The sequence below is a fragment of the Gaetbulibacter saemankumensis DSM 17032 genome, from assembly GCF_000425645.1.
Classification (GTDB): Bacteria; Bacteroidota; Bacteroidia; order Flavobacteriales; family Flavobacteriaceae; genus Gaetbulibacter; species Gaetbulibacter saemankumensis.
Map to the genome: position 1 here is coordinate 184,315 of NZ_AUDV01000006.1, position 13,817 is coordinate 198,131.

14 protein-coding genes are annotated in these 13,817 nt (G+C 31.8%); 3 read left to right on the forward strand and 11 right to left on the reverse strand.

Translation table 11 applies throughout. From position 1 onward, the window contains the following. Window positions 1-106: 106 nt before the first annotated feature. The 3 genes from H611_RS0103135 to H611_RS0103145 all read right to left on the reverse strand — a co-directional run bounded on the left by H611_RS0103135 (window position 107) and on the right by H611_RS0103145 (window position 2,725). On the reverse strand, window positions 107-1,132 hold the full coding sequence (locus tag H611_RS0103135) for a potassium channel family protein (protein ID WP_027136973.1): 1,026 nt from the start codon (window positions 1,130-1,132) through the stop codon (window positions 107-109). A gap of 3 nt (window positions 1,133-1,135) precedes the next feature. Further along, window positions 1,136-1,360 (reverse strand): PspC domain-containing protein, encoded by a 225-nt coding sequence (locus H611_RS0103140; protein ID WP_027136974.1) that lies wholly within the window; start codon window positions 1,358-1,360, stop codon window positions 1,136-1,138. 96 nt (window positions 1,361-1,456) lie between these two features. Then, entirely contained in the window at window positions 1,457-2,725 is a 1,269-nt protein-coding gene (locus H611_RS0103145) for a DUF2851 family protein (protein ID WP_027136975.1), read from the reverse strand. An 82-nt stretch (window positions 2,726-2,807) separates the two neighbouring features. On the opposite strand from H611_RS0103145, the gene H611_RS0103150 reads away from it, so the two are divergent. Further along, window positions 2,808-3,203, forward strand: coding sequence for a DUF2721 domain-containing protein (locus H611_RS0103150; protein ID WP_027136976.1), 396 nt, complete (start codon window positions 2,808-2,810; stop codon window positions 3,201-3,203). Window positions 3,204-3,457: 254 nt separating this feature from the next. On the opposite strand, the gene H611_RS0103155 is transcribed toward H611_RS0103150, so the two are convergent. The 4 genes from H611_RS0103155 to H611_RS14965 form a co-directional block, all read right to left on the reverse strand. Then, entirely contained in the window at window positions 3,458-5,689 is a 2,232-nt protein-coding gene (locus H611_RS0103155; RefSeq protein WP_027136977.1) for a TonB-dependent receptor, read from the reverse strand. 5 nt (window positions 5,690-5,694) lie between these two features. Further along, complete coding sequence (locus H611_RS0103160) at window positions 5,695-6,987, reverse strand: tetratricopeptide repeat protein (protein WP_027136978.1); 1,293 nt, start codon at window positions 6,985-6,987, stop codon at window positions 5,695-5,697. Window positions 6,988-7,073: 86 nt separating this feature from the next. Beyond that, window positions 7,074-7,625, reverse strand: a complete 552-nt coding sequence (locus H611_RS14960) for a DUF4331 family protein (RefSeq protein WP_084158130.1) — start codon at window positions 7,623-7,625, stop codon at window positions 7,074-7,076. 22 nt (window positions 7,626-7,647) lie between these two features. Then, window positions 7,648-8,304 carry a DUF4331 family protein gene (locus tag H611_RS14965; RefSeq protein WP_027136980.1) on the reverse strand — a complete coding sequence of 219 codons (657 nt, stop codon included), beginning with the start codon at window positions 8,302-8,304 and terminating at the stop codon, window positions 7,648-7,650. 152 nt (window positions 8,305-8,456) lie between these two features. Between H611_RS14965 and H611_RS0103175 the strand changes: the two genes are divergently transcribed. After that, window positions 8,457-9,632 (forward strand): LETM1-related biofilm-associated protein, encoded by a 1,176-nt coding sequence (locus H611_RS0103175; RefSeq protein WP_027136981.1) that lies wholly within the window; start codon window positions 8,457-8,459, stop codon window positions 9,630-9,632. A gap of 13 nt (window positions 9,633-9,645) precedes the next feature. Here H611_RS0103175 and H611_RS0103180 read toward each other — a convergent pair whose 3' ends face one another. From H611_RS0103180 to H611_RS0103190, 3 genes are all read right to left on the reverse strand, one after another. After that, window positions 9,646-9,852, reverse strand: a complete 207-nt coding sequence (locus H611_RS0103180; protein ID WP_027136982.1) for a response regulator — start codon at window positions 9,850-9,852, stop codon at window positions 9,646-9,648. 5 nt (window positions 9,853-9,857) lie between these two features. Next, a complete protein-coding gene (locus H611_RS0103185; RefSeq protein ID WP_084158131.1) occupies window positions 9,858-11,690 on the reverse strand; it encodes an ATP-binding protein in 1,833 nt (610 codons plus the stop codon). Between the two features lie 230 nt (window positions 11,691-11,920). Then, window positions 11,921-12,400, reverse strand: a complete 480-nt coding sequence (locus tag H611_RS0103190) for a Dps family protein (protein WP_027136984.1) — start codon at window positions 12,398-12,400, stop codon at window positions 11,921-11,923. 104 nt (window positions 12,401-12,504) lie between these two features. On the opposite strand from H611_RS0103190, the gene H611_RS0103195 reads away from it, so the two are divergent. Then, window positions 12,505-13,446, forward strand: coding sequence for a LysR family transcriptional regulator (locus H611_RS0103195; RefSeq protein ID WP_027136985.1), 942 nt, complete (start codon window positions 12,505-12,507; stop codon window positions 13,444-13,446). A 50-nt stretch (window positions 13,447-13,496) separates the two neighbouring features. On the opposite strand, the gene H611_RS0103200 is transcribed toward H611_RS0103195, so the two are convergent. Next, window positions 13,497-13,694, reverse strand: coding sequence for a hypothetical protein (locus tag H611_RS0103200; protein WP_027136986.1), 198 nt, complete (start codon window positions 13,692-13,694; stop codon window positions 13,497-13,499). Window positions 13,695-13,817: the final 123 nt, after the last annotated feature.

Below are 13,817 nucleotides of genomic sequence, written 5' to 3' on the forward strand. Positions count from 1 at the left end.
TTTTTTGGTTGAAGTTTATTGCATTATTATCATAAAACGCTGGCAAGATGCTAAAAAAATGTTGGCTAAGAAAGGATTATTTGTTAAAAATCCTTAAAACCAGAATCTATACTAAATCGATATTATATGCAGAATTTAAAGCTTCGATCTGTTCCGGGCGCCCTAAAACTATAATTTTTGAATTCGGTGCTAACTCTAATTCTGCTTCTGGATTTACGGTATATTCACCTCTTTCATTTTTGTAACCTATAACAGTACAACCTGTTTTATGTCTAAGGTCTAAATCTTTAATCGTATTACGTCCTCTTTTAGTATGTAGCTTTTCTACAGCGATTTCTTCGATATTAATATTAGAGGCTCCTACGATGGACAAATTATCTATAAATTCCATTAAACCTGGAACTACTACTAAAGATGCCATATGATCGCCGCCAATTTTATCTGGTAAAATCACGTTATTAGCTCCAGCAAACTTTAATTTATCATAAGATGATTCGTTTGAAGCTCGACTGATAATATTAATATCTTTATTGATTTGTCTAGTTGATAATACCACAAACAAATTATCGGCATCATTGGGTAAGGCAGAAATAAAATTTGATGCTCTATCAATTCCCGCTTGTAATAAAACCTCATCTTCATTAGCGTTACCTATAACATAAGGTACATTATCTGCTTGTAATCGCTCTTCCATCTCACGGTTTTTTTCAACAACTACAAACGACTTATTATGGGTTAGTAACTTCCTAACAGCCTGCTTACCATTACGCCCATAACCACATATAACAACGTGATTTTTAAAACTATCTATTAGCTTCTGCATCTTTTTTTGTTTTAATTCTTCAATATTGTTTTTACTTAAAATATACTCGGTTATTACCGATAGTGCATAACCTACAATTACAACACTTGCTAAAATTAAAAATATGGTGAATACTTTCGATTTATCATCTAAAGGTACAACTTCACTAAAACCTACGGTTGTCATGGTTATAACTGTCATATAAACAGCGTCTATTAACGTGTAATCTGAAATTACAACAAACCCCATAACCCCAATCATTAAAATTGCTAAAAGCAAAAAAATAGCGGTATAAATTTTAGTTTTAAAAAACTCGATAAATGATATCATAGGCTATAAATCGAAAACAGACGAACGCTTAGTGTAAACAAGATCTTTTATGCGCATCCAAAACGCTAAGAATAAATACAAGGCAAAACCAAAACCTAAGGTCACAAAGGTTAAGTACATAAAAGTGGTACGAACTACTTTAGTACGTATACCAAATCGCTCAGCTATTCGCTGACACACATAATATCCATGCTTTTGAAAAAACAATAATGGTTTGTATACATTCATTTTTTTAACGTTTATTCAAAATTTAACTTACTTAAAATAATTATGTCGCAATTTAGCTATAAAGTTTGATAACTTTCACATACTATTTTAACTAACTCATGTAATTAATTGATGTCCAATAGCGCATTGCAAACAACCATTCTTATCACAATACTCTTTTTTAAGTTGAATTAGTGCCTGTGAATGCATAGCAGACTCCGAGACTTTTTTCAAACTATTAAAAGCATCAATAATCGCATTCTTTTCAGAATCTAATTCACTTACAATATTTAAAATTACCTCATCTTCATTATTTCCAACATGCTTTGCATAACAAAACTTTAATGGCAATACAGTGTTTATCAACAATAAATCTATAAATGATTTTGAAAGTGTTTTTACCACCAATTTAGATACCTTTCCAAAATTATAGTGTGTATCCCAAAAACCACTGGCATTCACTTTAAAAAGTTTATAGAAATCATCCAAACTAGACGCACTTATTATTTCTGAAAATAAATTTTTATGTTCATAATATAAATTAGCGAACTGCGACAGCCGTATCGTGGGAAAATTTGGTGGACGTAACCTAAAAAATTTAACCGGCAGAACAGCATCTTGGTTCAGTCCGAACTTTTGTTTTATAAACTTATATTCCTGACACAATTTATTGTAATAAACATTCTCTGAATCACTCTCCAATAAACCTGACTGTCCAAAGAACAAAGCTTCTAACCGAAGTAGACTAGACTGTGATTTTCTTACCACTGTAAAATCCATAGAATTAGCCATACTAAGAAAAGCATCCCCATTTACTTTCAGTCCAAAATTTTTGGCTAACATTTTAAAACAAACGGCTTCCCAGTTATTATTTGAAGTCTTTAAATACTGTTTAACAAGCTCGGTTTTTTGTTCTAAACGTTCAAAGTATAAACGCTCTAACCAATTATTGATTACAAACCCTTCTACATTTGCAAAATCCATTTCACAATTAATCCACTTATCATTTTTAATAAAAAGTCTACTGTAATGATTTAACATATCCGGCGCAACTACCGACTTTAAAACCAAAGTTGGAATAACAGAATTATCTTTACGAAATACTTCTATATCATGTTCCCATACAACATGTAGAATAACATTATCGTAGGCTGGATCTTTTTCATGATTATGTAAAAACCAGTCGGATGACTTTACATGAATTTCAACATTTCCAGCCCAGAGTTGATCTCCTATTCTAAGCTTCGCATTAAAAAAATCGGGTCCCGAATCTAAATTGTGTTGACCAACCGATACAACTTCAATTAAATCTCCAGATTCAATTCTAAGATTATCAATTTGAAACTTTTTATGTTTCCATATATAATGTAGGAAATGTTCTTGCATATACTAATGTAAAAATATTTTTATAATTCTTAAAAATCGAATTATATAAAACTTACTTAAATTTGATAAAATTTATCTACACATGGAACAATTAACACTTACAACTCCAGCACTTTTGTTTTCGGCAATATCCCTAATCATGTTGGCCTACACCAACCGTTTTTTAGCCTACGCCTCAGTGGTTAGAAGTTTACATGATAAATATTTAGAAAAAAAAGATAAACGCTTATTACATCAAATTGAAAACATCAAGAAACGTCTTTATCTTACCAGAGCCATGCAAATTTTCGGGATCTCAAGTTTACTCCTATGCGTATTAACCATGTTTTTAATTTACATAGAACAACCCATAATTGCCATATGGGTATTTGGTATTGCCTTGGTTTTGCTTATTATTTCATTGGCTGTATTAATTATGGAAATTCAGATTTCTGTAAAAGCCTTAGAACATCATATCAGTGATATTGAAAATTGTTAACCTGATTACGCCGTCACTAACTTGGAGGGTGAAATTCATCAGTTAAATCAATTATCGAAAATGGTTTACGTATTTTTATAACTATATAAAAAACAAAACGCTTACAAACTTTATGCGCACCGATATACAAACAAAAGGACCCGGTTGTAATTGAATAACCAGGCCACTTTCTCTAACAAAAAACCAAAAACCAAATTTTAAATCAGTTTTTAAAACTACTTTTCTTTTTCATTTGTTAGTATGTGTTATTAATTCTAAAATCGATAAGAAACAGTGCCTTTTATAAAAAATGGTGTTCCTGGTGTAAAATGAATTTCTTCAACAGGCTGAGACTCATTTTTCAGTCTTGACTCCGTTGCAAATTGTGTTTCGTTCCATTCTGTATCAAACAGATTTTCAACGGTAAAACCAAGAGTTAAATTTTTAAATGTATAGTTAGCATTTAAATCGGTAACAAAATACCCCTCTGCCACAATACTGTTATCTTCATTTGCTGGTCTATCATCAAGATAACGACAACGAAGACCTCCAGAAAATCCTTTCCAGTTATCTACAGAAAGACCTCCTGTTAAAGTAAAATCCGGCGCTAACGGGATATAGTTTTCACCCTTGGGATCATTTATACTTCTAGCTCTTGTAAGCGTGGCATCAGAATCAAAATACAACCATTTATTTAATTGATATCTCAATCCCAGATCTAGACCTAAACGTTCTGTTTCTCCACTAGGTTCAACAATACCGGCATCCCCCACATATACAAACTCCTGTTCTAAAAACAAATACCACAAAGCGGCATTTACAACAAGATTTGACGTAGGTTTCCAAATGGTCCCTAAATCTGAACCGTAAGAAAGAGGTAACACATCTTTCCCTAACTGATTTACCACAACCCGTGTATCGTTTGAGTGAAAGCTCAATCCAGATTTTAAATAAAATTGCAAATCTGGCTGGACATTGTAATAAAAATTTAATTTCGGACTCAACATGGTCTCAGTATCCGCCTGATTACTATAATAATCCTGAAGTTTATCATGATACATAAATTTAAAGTAATCCAAACGCAATGCTGGTGCTATTTTAAACTTATTAATATTGAATTCTGCCATAGTATAGGCACTAATATTCGATTGGTTTAAATCACCTAATTGTACCTGCTCTAAGGTGGTTGTTCGATTTAAGGTTTTAGATAATTCGATATCGTTTACAATATCATATCTTAAACTTATCCCGGAATTAGTTTTTACTTCAATATTACCAATATTCGCTTCCTTTGAAATGCTAGTATTGAACCCGAAAATATGGCGATCTTCTTGTTGCTTAATCTGGTCGCCATTAATAGGATCTTCCAAAAAGAAGGTGAAATTAGAATACAATTCAAAGCCATAATGCGAATAAAAAGAATTGGTTTTTAAAATAGCATTATCAGCCAGGTAATTACTGTATTCTACATTAAAATTTGTACGTTGTGTATTACCGCCTTCCGTATCATCGATGGCTCCAAAACGGGTAATGTTACCATTATCTACTTCGCGTTGTGGGATCTGCCCTGAAGCATCCCAACGACTTGTAAAGTGAGACAAGGTTAAAGCTATTTTATCGTTGTTTTTTGAAAAATTCACATACTTCCCAAACAAATTGAGACGATTAAAATTCTGTGGAGATTCAAAAGGACCATCGGTTACAATATATTCGGTAGCCAAATAAGCATTCTGTGAAACCGAGTGTTCCATTAAATTAAATAATCCAAGTGTTCGAATAGAATTAAACTGACCAACAGATAAGGTTACCGAACTTTCTTTTAAATAATTCTTAGTTGAAAAATCGACATAACCAGCCGTTGAGAAATCACCTCGATTACCATAATAACCTCCTTTCCCAAAATCAATCTGGTTTATCGTTTCAGGAATTACAAAATGCAAATCACTATACCCTTGCCCATGTGCATGAGACACCATATTGACAGGCATCCCATCTACGGACAAGGCTATATCTGTTCCATGGTCGATATCAAATCCTCTTAAAAATATCTGTTCGGCCTTACCCCCACCTGCATGTTGACCAATTATTAAACCCGGTACCTTTCTTAATATTTCTTGTGAAGAATTTACTGGACTCGTTTGTAAATCTAATCGACTTATGGTACTGACCGGATTAATGGTTTCTGTTAAAACAAGTTCATCTAATGCAAACGATTTTTCCAATAATGTTATATTTATTAGATTATTAAAATCTTTCAATTCTAACACACGGAACTCTGTTTTATACCCTAACAAACCTATTTTTAAAGAATCTCCTATTGAACTATTATTCAAAACAAACACACCATTTTCGGAAGAATGCGCATGACTTTTAGAATTTAAATTATAAACATATGCCGCCTCCAAAGGTTGCTCATATTCATTACCAACTACTCCTTTTACTTGTTGAGCAAAACTCCCTAGGCAACTTAAAAGCGACATTAAAACAATATGTTTTAATCTTTTCATTTTCTCTAAATATTTTTAATTTTTTCAGCCTTTAAAGGACCGAGTTCAAAAGTACTTTCCTCTAAAGACTCCTTCAAAATATTAGCTTCGTTTAACTTTCCGTTAACTTTATAAATCTGTGCTAAATGAAGCATAATACTGGGTTCAAAGGTTTTACCAACCACGTATTTTTCCATAACTCGAAGTGCCTCTTTTACCTCTCCTTGATTAAAAAATGTCCAGGCTAACAAATCATAAGATAAAGGGGTTGGTCTGTTTTTAATTTCTTCCCGAGCTATATTCAATGCTTTTGAAAATAGCCTTTCATTTTCAGCAAATAATAAAGCAGTGTACTTATTATACATGGCTCCGTAGGCTTCATTTTTTACCAATTCCTGATATTTATTTAAATAACTTGAACTCAGAGAAGATGCTCCCATAAACTCAGCAATTTCAGCCTTTAATAAAAAGTAATCCGGGCCTTCAAAATTTTCGGTAACACAGTTTAAAATGCGTAGGGCTTCTTCTGGATTTTTATCAGACGAATAAACAATCCAGGCCACACCCTTTTTAGCATAGGCATCATTTGGATTTAATTCAAGTGCTTTTAAATAATGCTGATATGAACGTTCTACATCTCCCTGGTGTCCATAAAAATCACCAAGATTTGTATAAATCCACTGTTTCATAGTGGAGTTATTCTCTAATTGAGCACGGTTTTTAGCAAGTTCGAAATACTTAATAGCGGAGTCCAAGTCACCTCGATAATCACTCCATTTAGCTACTCTTATGAGATAATCGAAATCTGAATCGTTATTAATTTTATTAAGATAATCTTTAGCTAACTCATAATTACCTAATTCTAAATATACATCGAACAACATTTTTTGCGTTGCTCTCAAATTTTCACCAATTACCTCTGCTTTCTTTAACAATTTAAGTGCCTCCTGAAATTTATGCTGTTTTATATAATTTGCAGAAAGACTTCTTAGATAAGACGTATTTTTATAATTTGTAATAACATTTAATTTCTCATAACTTTCTTCGGCTTTCTTTAAATAAGTTATCCTACCAGTTATTTCAAAAAGCTCACTATAAGTAGCTCCTAACTTGGACAAATTGGGAAATTGCTCTTCGTTGGCAGTCAAACGTTTTCTCCAAAAAGTGAGTTCGTTTTTAACTTGTTCCACAACATCTTTATTACTTGCATTTAAATACGTATTATAATCAGTTGCATCTGTGATTCGTTTTGTATGAGATTGCGAGCAACTAAAACACAATACTAATATGCTTAACAAGGTTATATAATTTAGTTTCATGGCTTTTGTTTTTAATTTGTTAGAGAAGTGTATAGCTCCAAAACAAGGAGCGTTTTTTTTACTTATTTAGGAGCTATTACACTATTTTACCATGGCGACGCCAGGTAAGGAAATGAGGCAGAAAAAGGTTTATCGTTTGCATCTACATGATCGTCACTTAAGCCCGGATTTTCACTAAAATCCTCACCCCCAAAGATGAGCAACAATTCTACTGTAATAACATCATCTGTTAAATTTCTCCCAGTTAATACATTTGTTCCATCATAGAACGTTGTAGGCCCATCCAATGATACGTTTAGCACATCGGTCGCTAAAACACCGGTAAAAGTTGCCGCGTCTAAACCTAAGGCATTTGTATCACCCTCATTAGCATAAGCAGGACTTAAAGCCATTAAATTTGTTTGAAACATGCTTTGATAATTTGCACCTTGCTCTGAAGGAATCGTTACGTTAAACATATCTTTACTAGCAGATGATACAAATACCGTATTAACCGCTGGTCTTCCCATTTGATCTTCCTGCATATAAGTGCCAGATAATAAAACCATATCATTCATTATCATAGTGTCATCATTCTCACAGCCAAACAAAATAGCCGTAACTAATATTACTCCAAGTATATTTATTAAATTTTTCATCATTATAATTTTTAAAAATTGGTTATTGTTTTCTTTTAGATTCTACCCAGGTATTAATAGTTCCTGTTCCTCCTATCATGCTTTTTGGAACTTCCACAACAATAGACATCACATTGGTTCCGGCAAAAGTGTCTACCCCTGGATTGTTAAAACTTTTAGCATTTCCTCCAATAATTTGAGTGAACTGCGCAAAATCCATGAAGAACGGATCATCTCTCGGTCCAGCAAATACACTTACTCCATTGGCGGAAGCTGTTATGGCATTATTTCCATATGGCGTAATATCTACCGCTAAAGGATTTTCTGAAGCCTTAACATACAAAGTACTGCTTAATCCTGTTTGACCCGGTGTCATCGGTCCAAACACATACATTTTACCATTTTTAGGAACCGCCCGAATAACGAAATCTTCAATATAGTCCCCGTTATTATCAATATTAAACTCAACCATAATACTTTCGTCAAACATAGCATCACCTGTAGATTCAGGACTTAACAGCCCCTGCATATTAGCTACAAAAACCATATTATCGGTGTTTGCTCCTTGAAACGCATAAAAGTCGGTAATATCACTACTCCCTCCCTGTACTGACGGCGCATCAATATGATCGGCCGCAATTGTGAAGACACCTGCTAAAGCAAGCACTCCAATTCCAAATACTCTAGTTAATTTTTTCATGTTTTTGAGATTTTAGTTAATTAATTATTTTTTGACTCTCAGGCATACCTACGAAAAATGAAACAGGGTGGTTTTGTTAAAATTATGTTAAAGGAAAATATTTGCTGAATTACCCTCTTATGTCTTACATTTATACCTAAAAAATAATTTTTATGAATCCTTCGGCACAGGGCTGGATAAAAAAGCTACTTAATGAAGTTGAAGAAAACCCTACTATTTTAACTTCTAGTAAGGAAAATTTCTATGAAGCCTTGCGTATTTGCGGCTTTATTTATGGAAGTAATTTAGATGTTGTTTTTCAGTTAATTCCTAAAGATGATTTATCTGAAGAAGAATTATGCAAAACGAACTTATGCCTTGCCTTTTTATATGCGTATAATTATTTAAAGCCACAAACTCCTTTTATAGAGAGTGTAATTAATTTTTATACGGATATCGAAGCCTTAAAAACATCATTCTTTCAAGATTTATTAATAGGAAAAAAGTCGAATGAACAACTTGAAAAAATTATTCACAAGCGTGTTCAAATAGATGATAATATCATCACAAAAAACTTTAACTACTTCATTATAAACGCCCTACTTCACATAGATGTACTGGCTTATATCGAATATGTTAAAACAAACACTATTACTATTGATTATGTACGAGATTTAGAAGCTTCTATTGAAACGATTACTTTAGGCGTGTTAAATTCGAAAGAAACAAAAAGTTCATACGACATAAGTTTAATCAAACTTTTTGAATCATCGTTACGCTATCATACAGACAACAAAATTAGTTATCAGAAAGCCATCAAAAATATCAAATCCGATTTTGAAAGGTTTTACATATTTGATTTGGCCTGCATGGCTTCGTGGAGTGATCGCTCGATAGACCAAAATGAAGAACGCTTTTTAATTCAACTTGGTAAAGATTTAGATATTGATAACAATCATATTACTAAAAGCATTAAGAGTGTCGATTCATTTTACACCATTCATAAAGAAGAAATTGCCTTATTAAGTTCTAAAAATGTCGTTCAAAGTTTTTATAAAAATTCTAGTAAAATGGTAAAAAAACTAATTATTAGAAATAGTAAACGCTTGTACCAAGAACTGAAAGGCAGTAAAGAACTTATGATACTATTATCACAATCGACCGTAAGAGATTTAAATAGTGAAGAACAGAAAAAAGTACAAAATCAATTATTAGACATTTTTAAATCGATACCGAGTTTGGCTATTTTCTTATTACCGGGAGGGGCATTATTGCTACCCTTAGTGGTGAAATTCATTCCTAAATTACTCCCTTCTGCATTTGATGAAAATCGCATTGAAGAAGACTAGTTACCAAAAATTTTTAATTAAAATATTGATGAAGTAATTTCGTGATTTGACCTATACTAAAAGGCTTAGTTAAATAATTATCCATACCACTTTCTTTGGCCATTTTAAGAGCTTGGGTAGTAATATTAGCCGATAACGCAAAAATAACAACCTCACTATTACTTTTTCTAATCTCTTTTAAAGCCTGCCAACCATCCATTACAGGCATATGAATATCCATAAAAATTAAATCATAATTTTTTTGTTGAATTTATCAAGTGCCTCCACCCCATTGTAAGCACAATCGGTTTGCATATTAAGGTTTTTAAGAAATTTCTTTAACACTAAAATATTCAACTTATTATCATCTACAATCAATATGTTTAAATTAGAATAATTAAATTTTGGTTTGTTCGAAATAATATCGCCTTTAATTTTTTCCTGTCCAGAGACAATATCGAAAATCACATAAAACTCAAATGTTGACCCTTTATTCGATTCACTCTTTACCGAAATTTCACCATTTAACAAGTTGACATAAGTTTTACTAATTGCTAAACCTAAACCTGTACCGTCATATTCCTTAGTGATAATGTTTTGGGTGATATTAAATTCATCAAAAATATTAGCCACTTTATCTTCCGGAACACCAATTCCCGTGTCTTTAATAGTTATAGTCACTTTCAACTTACTATTTCCTAAAAGCTCCTCATTATAAATTAATGTAGCTCCGCCAGTTTTTGTAAATTTCAAAGCATTTTCCAGTAAATTACTAATAATACGAATATATTTAGCTTGATCACCTTCTACTTTAAGCTTACATAAATTTTTGTATGAAGCTTTTAAATACATGTTTTTTGCATGAAAGGCATGTTTATTAAGCTCTATTAATTCCTTTATTTTAGTTTCTGGTTGAAAAATGTCTCGACTTAGAATAATCCCCTTATTTTGTGCTTGCTGCACCGATAAAATATTGTCAATTATATGTAATAAACTTACTGCCGACTGTTCCATTAAAGCAACATACTCCCTATCAGCATCAGCTAAGTCCGAACTCTTTAAAATCTCAATAAAACCAGATATGGCATGCAAAGGCGTTCTAATTTCATGACTCATATTAGAGATAAAATCTGTTTTTGCCTGAGATGCTTCTTCTGCCTTATTTCTCTCTAAATTTAAAATCTTGTTAGCCTTAAATAATTCTTGATAAGATTTGGTCACTAAATTTGTTCCTCTCTTGGCTTTCAAATAAAAATGAACTAATAACGCTACCATTAATGATAAAACAATTCCAACTAACAAGGCCCAATTTATAATAACTTTTCCATCGTTAAACAAGAGTTTATTACTCGGGTAAACCTTTAATTTCCAAAACTGATAATCTTGAATGTCTACTTTTATAAAATTTGCAAATTCAAGATCTCTTTTAGACTTTAATTTGGCATCTGAATTTAAATGGTAAAATAAATTCCCCTTTTCATCATAAATCTCTACAACATATTGTCCCTGAAAAGCCTTTAAAAATTTATCGAACTCGTAAGTGAAATCCAGACCAGCAGTTATAGTTCCATAAAATCTTGAATCGATATAGATTGGTGCATCGACTAGAAACGCCCGCCCACCTTGATTTAATGATATCCACGATGAAACATTTACTGTGTTACCTTGAACATGACTTAACCATTCCCCTCCTCTTATATTAGAGATATTTAACTCCACAGCTTCCTGATTGTTTTTTAACGGTACCACATCTTTAATTACCATGGTAGAGTCAATATATTGAATAAATTTAAATGAAGGGTTACGTTTTACATAAGACTCGGCATCATCTTTCCAGTAATTAAAATAATTTCCTTTAGAATAAACAATGCGCTGTTTTATACTTTCTACTTTATTAACATATTCTGTTAATACATGGTCAAATTCTTTTGATATTAGCTGTCCTGTTTCAGATAATTGTTCATTAATCACCTTATAATGCTTATTTATGGAAACAACATAAATTGAAATGACAATGGAAGATAATAGGATAAAAGTTAAAATAGGTATTATTAACTTAGACAATCTATAATTCAGCATACCTATTTTAATTTAGAATTTATGGTTATATACCTAACTTTAAAAAAGTTATACTTAGAAAGTAATTGTTATACTTTCGCACAAAGATAGAATCTTTTTGCTTGTATGACAATTATAGCATTATTTTATAAAATCCAATAACTTACAATACTATAACCCCAAATATTTGAAACAAAAAAGCTCAGGTTATTCCTGAGCCTTAATTTCTTAATTCGTGATTTTTTTCCCAATTAAATGGTTTCACTAAGCCATGCTTTCATCATCCAGACAGTTTTCTCTTGTTCTGTAATAAAATCACTCATCATGGAGTTCGTCCCTTCATCATTTGCTTTGTCTGATTTATCCAAAATCATACGTTCTATGGTTATTAATTCTGTTATAGAATTAACAATTAAATTAATAGCCACATCATCCTGAGAAATATCTTTTCCCACTGGCACTTTAGCTATCTGTGAGTAATCTTCAAAGGTATGTAATGGTGTTTCTCCAAGGGTTAATATACGCTCCGCAATCATATCAACTTTCTCATTGGCATCAGTATATAACTCCTCAAATTTTACATGCAAATCGAAAAAACGCTTTCCTTTTATATTCCAATGTAAACCTCTTAAATTCTGATAATATATTTGAAAATTTGCTAACAATTCATTTAAATCTTTTGCTATTTCTTTAGTTTTTTGAATATCTAAACCTATACTATTAAGTGTCATTTATAATGTTTTATTGATTTACTACAAATTTAATTTGTAATTAACAGCTACACATATAAGTTTTATTGATAGTTTTTATATTTTTATAACCTAAATTGATACCCATGACCATAACTCAATTATACTATGTTTTAGCCGTTGCCGAGCAACAGAATTTTACTAAAGCGGCCGAGAAATGTTTTGTTACTCAACCCACCTTAAGTATGCAAATTCAAAAACTTGAAGATGAATTGGAAGTTCAAATTTTTGATCGCTCTAAAAAACCCATTGAATTAACAGAAGTTGGAAATAAAATTGTTAATCAGGCAAGAAACATCGTAAACGAATCCTATAGAATTCAGGATATCGTAGATCAACAAAAAGGATATATTGGAGGCGAATTCAAACTGGGAATTATTCCAACGATAATGCCTACTTTATTACCTATGTTTTTAAAAACATTTATAAAAAAACACCCAAAAGTTAAATTAAAAATTGAAGAATTAACGACTGAGGAAATTATAACCCGTATTAAAGATGGGCATTTGGATGCGGCTATTGCCGCTACACCCCTGGAAGATGATGCCATAAAAGAACGCGTACTATATTTTGAACCATTTGTAAATTATATTCCAAAAGGACATCGCCTGCATTCTTATAAAAAAATAGACACTTCTGATTTAGATATTGATGATATGTTACTCCTTGAAGATGGACATTGCTTTAGAGACGGGGTTCTTAATTTATGTAAAGCATTTAAAAATCAAACCATTGAATCATTTCAGCTAGAAAGTGGCAGCATAGAAACCTTAATAAAATTATCGAATGAAGGTCTTGGCATGACTTTATTACCCTATTTACATACACTAGAAATAAATGAATCGGAAAAGGAAAACCTACATTTCTTTACAGACCCAACGCCTGCAAGGGAAGTGAGCCTTATTTATCATAAAAGTGAGCTTAAAATGCAAATAATAGAAGCCCTACAAGATGTAATATCTAGTGTTATAAGAGGGGCCATAGCCTTCCAAAATGTAAAAATAATAAGCCCTTTACCTACCAAGTAAAGCGACTTTCCTAAATAAAAAAGGCGACTAATTTAGTCGCCTTTTTTATTTTATGATCTCAAGTAAATCAAGGATTGATTTAATTCTGGGTTTTGCTGCACCAGTGATAGAATAAAGATTCTTAATTCTTCTATCTCGGCTGGCAGTAATCTATTCGCTGCCTTTTGTACTTCTCTACAAAACAAAGTTGCATCAAAACTTACCTTATTAAGTATAGTTTTCGTATACTCAAGCATTGCTCTTGCCATATTTAATCTGGAGTTTTAGGTTTAAAAAAAAGTAGATTTGTTCTATTAAATTCAATTTAATCGGTTTAATAACTTCCTAAAATTAATAAAAAAAAGCATAGATTATTATTTTTTAACACAATT

What these genes read in the sequence shown, in the direction of transcription:
- H611_RS0103135 (WP_027136973.1), bottom strand. Translation starts at nt 1,132, where the DNA reads ATGATATCATTTATCGAGTTTTTTAAAACTAAAATTTATACCGCTATT.
- H611_RS0103140 (WP_027136974.1), bottom strand. Translation starts at nt 1,360, where the DNA reads ATGAATGTATACAAACCATTATTGTTTTTTCAAAAGCATGGATATTAT.
- H611_RS0103145 (WP_027136975.1), bottom strand. Translation starts at nt 2,725, where the DNA reads ATGCAAGAACATTTCCTACATTATATATGGAAACATAAAAAGTTTCAA.
- H611_RS0103150 (WP_027136976.1), top strand. Translation starts at nt 2,808, where the DNA reads ATGGAACAATTAACACTTACAACTCCAGCACTTTTGTTTTCGGCAATA.
- H611_RS0103155 (WP_027136977.1), bottom strand. Translation starts at nt 5,689, where the DNA reads ATGAAAAGATTAAAACATATTGTTTTAATGTCGCTTTTAAGTTGCCTA.
- H611_RS0103160 (WP_027136978.1), bottom strand. Translation starts at nt 6,987, where the DNA reads ATGAAACTAAATTATATAACCTTGTTAAGCATATTAGTATTGTGTTTT.
- H611_RS14960 (WP_084158130.1), bottom strand. Translation starts at nt 7,625, where the DNA reads ATGAAAAATTTAATAAATATACTTGGAGTAATATTAGTTACGGCTATT.
- H611_RS14965 (WP_027136980.1), bottom strand. Translation starts at nt 8,304, where the DNA reads ATGAAAAAATTAACTAGAGTATTTGGAATTGGAGTGCTTGCTTTAGCA.
- H611_RS0103175 (WP_027136981.1), top strand. Translation starts at nt 8,457, where the DNA reads ATGAATCCTTCGGCACAGGGCTGGATAAAAAAGCTACTTAATGAAGTT.
- H611_RS0103180 (WP_027136982.1), bottom strand. Translation starts at nt 9,852, where the DNA reads ATGGATATTCATATGCCTGTAATGGATGGTTGGCAGGCTTTAAAAGAG.
- H611_RS0103185 (WP_084158131.1), bottom strand. Translation starts at nt 11,690, where the DNA reads ATGCTGAATTATAGATTGTCTAAGTTAATAATACCTATTTTAACTTTT.
- H611_RS0103190 (WP_027136984.1), bottom strand. Translation starts at nt 12,400, where the DNA reads ATGACACTTAATAGTATAGGTTTAGATATTCAAAAAACTAAAGAAATA.
- H611_RS0103195 (WP_027136985.1), top strand. Translation starts at nt 12,505, where the DNA reads ATGACCATAACTCAATTATACTATGTTTTAGCCGTTGCCGAGCAACAG.
- H611_RS0103200 (WP_027136986.1), bottom strand. Translation starts at nt 13,694, where the DNA reads ATGGCAAGAGCAATGCTTGAGTATACGAAAACTATACTTAATAAGGTA.